At 64.9% G+C, this 6,020-nt stretch carries 5 protein-coding genes; all 5 read left to right on the forward strand.

Going from position 1 to position 6,020, the window contains the following annotated elements; translation table 11 throughout:
- Positions 1–150 precede the first annotated feature (150 nt).
- The 5 genes from NKH41_RS29430 (at position 151) to NKH41_RS29450 (ending at position 5,873) form a co-directional block, all read left to right on the forward strand.
- On the forward strand, positions 151–933 hold the full coding sequence (locus NKH41_RS29430; protein WP_023680486.1) for a DeoR/GlpR family DNA-binding transcription regulator: 783 nt from the start codon (positions 151–153) through the stop codon (positions 931–933).
- Complete coding sequence (locus tag NKH41_RS29435; protein WP_352935236.1) at positions 930–2,309, forward strand: FGGY-family carbohydrate kinase; 1,380 nt, start codon at positions 930–932, stop codon at positions 2,307–2,309. The genes NKH41_RS29430 and NKH41_RS29435 overlap by 4 nt, the downstream gene beginning before the upstream one ends.
- On the forward strand, positions 2,306–3,850 hold the full coding sequence (locus tag NKH41_RS29440) for a sugar ABC transporter ATP-binding protein (protein WP_352767409.1): 1,545 nt from the start codon (positions 2,306–2,308) through the stop codon (positions 3,848–3,850). The genes NKH41_RS29435 and NKH41_RS29440 overlap by 4 nt, the downstream gene beginning before the upstream one ends.
- A 20-nt stretch (positions 3,851–3,870) precedes the next feature.
- Positions 3,871–4,848 carry an ABC transporter permease subunit gene (locus tag NKH41_RS29445; RefSeq protein WP_502895645.1) on the forward strand — a complete coding sequence of 326 codons (978 nt, stop codon included), beginning with the start codon at positions 3,871–3,873 and terminating at the stop codon, positions 4,846–4,848.
- A gap of 86 nt (positions 4,849–4,934) precedes the next feature.
- Complete coding sequence (locus tag NKH41_RS29450) at positions 4,935–5,873, forward strand: ABC transporter substrate-binding protein (protein ID WP_352470775.1); 939 nt, start codon at positions 4,935–4,937, stop codon at positions 5,871–5,873.
- The last annotated feature ends 147 nt before the right edge of the window (positions 5,874–6,020 follow it).

Raw genomic sequence — 6,020 nt, forward strand, 5'->3', positions numbered from 1 at the left:
GCAGATGCGAGTAAGTTACGTCAACAGTGATGTTATCGCGTCAAATCAGGCTTGCAATCCGAGGGACGTTGAGTAAGTTGCACCAATTGCCATGCAAAACGGCAATGCCGTGCAAAATGCTTGGGAGGCAAGCGCATTGGGAGGTAAGGGTTGAGCGACTCCGGCCGCCAGCGTCAGATTGTCGAGCTTTTGCGGGACCGGCCTTTCGCATCGGTGCGCGAGCTGCAGGAGCGGCTTGGCGTATCGGCGGCGACGGTGCGGCGCGACATCGACAAGATCGACGAGGCCGGCGAAGCGCGCAAGGTCTATGGCGGCATCTCGGCGCTCGATGGCGCTTCGCAAGCCGGCGTCGCCTATGCCAGGCCCTATGACGAGAACCGCGACCTCGCCGTCGAGGCGAAGCGGCAGATCGCCGCTCTCGCCGCCACCATGGTGCGCGACGGCGACGCGGTCATCGTTCATGGCGGTTCGACCTGCTTCCATCTCGGCGTCAAGCTCGCCGACCGCAACATCCGCCTCTACACCAACTCGATGCCGCTCGCGGCCTATCTCAGCGACCACGGCCATTGCAGCCTCACCGTCGCCGGCGGCGAACTGCACCGCGAGCCGGGCATCATCCATTCGCTGACGCAGACGGTGCCGTTCTACGCCTCGAAGTTCTTTCTCGGCGCGCAAGGCATCGGCCAGGAAGGCCTTCTGGAATCGCACCCGCTGCTGGTCCGCTCGATCGTCGAGCTCAGCCTCTGCGCCGACCAGATCGTCGTGCTGGCCGACAGCCGAAAACTGTCGATCCACGCGCGCAATGTGGCACTGCCGCTGTCGCGGATCGGCACGCTGGTCACCGATGACGGCCTGTCCGAGACAGATGCCCGCATGCTCGAAGATGCCGGCGTCATGGTGCGGATCGCGGCTTCCTCGGGAGGCGCCCAGTGAACATCGCCGTCCTCGATTTCGGCAAGACCAATTCGAAGCTGTTCGTCTTCGGCCAGGACGGACAGATCCTCGACGAGCGCCGCAGCCAGCCGAGCTGGATCCGAAAAGGCGGCTTCAGCGTGCTTGACGAGCCAGCGCTGCACGACTGGGCGGCTCGCGCCATCGATGCTGCAGTCGACACGCATGGCGTGGAAGGGCTGATGGTATCCGGCCATGGCTGCACCTTCGCGTTGGTCGACGAAGCCGCGCTGACGCATCCGATCCTCGATTACGAGCAGGAACCGCCAGCTGAAATCGCCGCGCAGATCGACCGCCGCATTCCGGATTTTGCCGAGACCTTTTCGCCGCGCCTGCCGCTTGGCTTCAACTACGGCCGCCACATGTTGTGGCTGAACGAGGTGGAGCCCGGTGCCTTCGCCGCAGCGAAATCGATCCTCGGCTACCCCCAATATTGGAGCTGGCGGTTTGGCGGCCGGCCGGTATCGGAAGTGTCGTATCTTGGCTGCCACTCGCATTTATGGGCGCCGCGCAAACGCGATCTCAGCTCGCTGGTCGATGCCGAGGGCTGGCGCGGCCAGATGCCCGCCTTCGAGCGCGCCGGCGCGGTGATCGGCGAGCAGCGCTTCGGCCAGGCCGCGAAGCCAGTCGCCATCCATAATGGCGTCCACGACAGCAATGCCGCGCTCCATGCCTACCGCCGGCAGCAGCTCGGGCCGGTGACCGTGGTCTCGACCGGCACCTGGGTGGTCGTGCTCAATCCCGACTGCCCGCTCGACGCACTCGACGGCGAGCGCGACATGCTGGTCAATGTCGATGTCGATGGCGGCCCGGTGCCAACCGTCCGCTTCATGGGTTGGCGCGAATTCGCCACGATCAGCGCTGGCTGGCAGGGCGCAATCGCGCCGTCATCGATACAACGGGTGATCGACGCCGGCATTATGGCGCTGCCGAGCTTCGCGCCGGGCGGCCCGATGCCGCACCGCCGCGGCGAACTGGTCGGGCGTACGCCCAATGCCGAGGAACGCGCGGCCATGGCGCTGCTCTATGTCGCGCTGATGGTCGATCTGTGCCTCGAGTTGATCCATTCGGACAACACAGTGATCGTCGACGGCGGCCTGAACAATGGCGGGCTGCTTGCCGCGTTGCTGGCGCAGTTGCGGCCCGGGCAGGCTTTCCTGCAGGGCGCAACGCTGGAGGGCAGCGCCACCGGTGCTGCCGCACTTGCCTTCGAAAGCGTCGGACGCGAGTTTGCCACCGAAGCGCCGGAGGCGGTGCATGCGGCAAGTTTCAGCGGCCTTGCCGGCTATCGCAACGACTGGCGCGGCCTTGCCGCCGACCGGGCTGTGGCCAGCGCAGCTGCAGGAGGTGCGCGATGAGCGCCGCCGCCCGGATCGAGACGGTGCGCCAGCCGGTGCTGGAGATGCGCCACATCTCCAAGACGTTCGCTGCGATCCGCGCCTTGCACGATGTGTCGCTGACCGTTCACGCCGGCGAGCTGCACGCGCTGATGGGCGAAAACGGTGCCGGCAAGTCGACGCTGATGAAGGTGCTGTCCGGCGCCTACCGGCCGGACCCCGGCGGCGAAATCCTGATCGACGGCGTGCCGGCCGCGACGGGCGACCCGATCAAGGCGCGCGCCGCCGGCGTTGCGGTCATATATCAGGAGCTGTCGCTGGCGCCTAATCTGTCGGTAGCGCAGAACATTTTTCTCGGCAACGAGCCGCGACGGTTCGGCGTTGTCGACCGCGAGCAGTGCAATCGGCGCGCCAGCGAGATCATCGCGCGGCTCGGCGTGACCTTCTCGGCGCGCACTCCGGTCGCAAGCCTGTCGCTCGGCGAGCGACAGCTGGTGGAAATCGCCCGCGCGCTGTCGACCAATGCGCGCATCATCGTCATGGACGAGCCGACCACGTCGCTGACCTCGCGTGAGACCGACCGGCTGTTCGACGTGATCGCGACGCTGAAGTCGCAAGGCATCGCCATCATCTACATCAGCCACCGCATGGAAGAGGTCTACCAGCTCGCCGACCGCGTCAGCGTGCTACGCGACAGCGGCTATGTCGGCACGCTCGACCGCGCCGACCTGAACGCCTCGCGCCTGGTATCGATGATGGTCGGGCGCGATCTGTCGACGTTCTACAAGAAGGATCACCGTCCGCCGGACAGCAAGCGCGCCATCGCGCTGTCGGTGCGCGGCATGTCGGACGGCAATCTCATAAAGAATTGTTCCTTCGACCTCCACAAGGGCGAGGTGCTGGCACTGGCCGGCCTGGTCGGCTCGGGCCGCACCGAACTGGCACGGCTGATCTTCGGCGCCGACAGGCACACATCAGGCATGCTGGAGCTCGGCGGCAAACCGATATCCATCGGTTCGCCGAGCGAGGCGCTCGATGCCGGCATCGCCTACCTGACCGAGGACCGCAAGCAACTTGGCCTGTTTCTCGACATGTCGATCTCCGACAATATCAGCATGGGCGTGCTGGCAAAGGACGCGAAGGCCGGCGGTTTGCGCGACTTCACGGCTGCCGAAAAGCGCGCCGCCAAGGCGGTGTCAGAGCTCTCCATCCGCACCAGCTCGGTGCAGGCCAATGCCGGCTCGCTGTCGGGCGGCAACCAGCAGAAGGTGCTGCTCGCCCGCCTGCTGGAAACCGAGCCGCAGGTCGTCATCCTCGATGAGCCGACCCGCGGCGTCGATGTCGGGGCCAAGTCGGAAATCTATCGGCTGATCGACAACCTAGCCAAGAAAGGCATCGCCATCCTGATGATCTCCAGCGAACTGCCGGAGGTGATAGGCATCGCCGACCGCGTGCTGGTGATGCGCGACGGCACCATTGCCGGCGAGGTGACGGCGTCGGAGGGCGAGCCGCTGCGGCAGGAAGCGATCATGGAACTTGCAACGGGAGCGGCTCAGCGATGACCGACAAGGTGGCCGACACGATGAAAGCGGACGACCGGGCGGTCGGCAGGAGTACGAGGTGGCGTACCGTCGTTGCCGCACTCGGCATGCTGCCGATCCTGATCCTGCTGGCGGTCGGCTTCCAGTTCATCAATCCGCGCTTTTTCACCCAGACCAATCTGCTGATCGTCATGCAGCAATCGTCGATCAACATCGTGCTGGCCGCCGGCATGACCTTCGTCATCCTGACCGGCGGCATCGACCTGTCCGTCGGCTCGATCCTTGCCGCCTCGGCGATGGTGGCAGTGATGGTGTCGCTGGTGCCCGATTGGGGACTGCTGGGGGTGCCCGCGGCCATTCTCGTCGGGCTCGGTTTCGGCGTCATCAACGGGCTGCTGATCGCCTATATCAAGCTGCCGCCCTTCATCGTCACGCTGGGATCGCTGACCGCCGTGCGCGGCGTCGCCCGCCTGCTCGGCCAGGACACGACGGTGTTCAACGCGGACCTGCCGTTCGACTTCATCGGCAACGGCTCGCTGTTCGGCATTCCGTGGCTGGTAGTCATCGCGCTGGCGGTCGTCGTCCTGTCCTGGCTGGTGCTCAAGCGCACCGTGCTCGGCACCTGGATCTACGCCGTCGGCGGCAACGCCGAGGCCGCCAGGCTGACCGGCATCAAGGTGCCGCTGGTGCTGCTCTTCGTCTACGGCGTTTCCGGCCTTCTGGCCGGCCTTGGCGGCGCCATGTCGGCGGCCCGGCTCTATGCCGCCAACGGGCTTCAGCTCGGCCAGTCCTACGAACTCGACGCCATTGCCGCAGTCATCCTCGGCGGCACCAGTTTCGTCGGCGGTGTCGGCTCGATCTGGGGCACGCTGATCGGCGGCCTGATCATCGCCGTGCTGTCCAACGGGCTCATCCTCGCCGGTGTTTCGGACATCTGGCAGTACATCATCAAGGGATTGGTCATCATCGTGGCGGTCGCCCTCGACCGTTACCGGCTCCAGGCAGGAGCAAGAACGTGATGGCCCTTAGTCGCCGGCATCCAACGAGCCGGTTTCATGTGTAACGCACCGTGAGAGGCGCGGGGCATCAGGAGGAAAATAAAATAATGAAGACCATCGCTAAACTGCTCTGCGGCGTCGCCCTTGCGGCCGCCGTCATCGCGCCGGCATCGGCAAAGGATCTGAACAAGGTCGGCATCTCGGTCGGACTGCTCGGCAACCCGTTCTTCGTCGCCACCATCAAGGGCATCGAGGACGCGGCCAAGAAGATCAACCCGAATGTGCAGGTGACCTCGGTATCGGCCGACTACGATCTCAACAAGCAGGTATCGCAGGTCGATTCCTTCATCGCTGCCGGTGTCGACGTCATCATGCTCAACGCAGTCGATGCCAAGGCGATCGCGCCGGCGGTGAAGAAGGCGCAGGCGGCCGGCATCGTCGTTGCCGCTTTCGACGTTTCGGCGCCGGGCGCCGACGTCACCGTGATGACCAACAACGTCAAGGCCGGCGAAGAGGCGTGCCAGTATCTGGTCGATAATACCGGCGGCAAGGGCGACTATGTCATCCTCAATGGCCCGGCCTCGTCGTCGATCCTGGAGCGGGTCAAGGGCTGCAAGGACGTGCTGGCAAAGCACCCGGACATCAAGATCCTTTCCGACGACCAGAACGCCGAAGGCTCGCGTGACGGCGGCCTGAAAGTGTTCCAGTCGCTGCTGACGCGTTTCGACAAGATCGACGCGGTCTTCGCCATCAACGATCCGACGGCGATCGGCGCCCAGCTTGCGGCCAAGCAGCTCAACCGCTCGGAGTTCATCTTCACCGCGGTCGACGGTGCACCCGATATCGAGAAGGAACTCGCCTCCGGCACGTCGATGATCAAGGCCTCGGCCTCGCAGGATCCCTATGTGATGGCCGGCCAGTCGCTGACGATGGCGGCTGACCTGCTTGCCGGCAAGAAGCCGGCCGAGCCGACTGTGCTGCTCGACCCGAAGCTGATCACGGCCGACAATTTGAAGGATTACAAGGGCTGGACCGCGGCTCGCTAAGCCTCCCAAGCCTGGTGGGGGGGGGGGGGGCCGCCGGCCCCGGTTTTTAGAGGGAAGCGGTTGGGAAAAAACAGTGGGGGTTGGGGGGGGGGGATAAAAACAAGACGCACAAACGTCGGAATAATAAAAAAAGAAGAAGCCCCCCAA

The organism is Mesorhizobium sp. M1169, assembly GCF_040318345.1.
Lineage (GTDB): Bacteria > Pseudomonadota > Alphaproteobacteria > Rhizobiales > Rhizobiaceae > Mesorhizobium.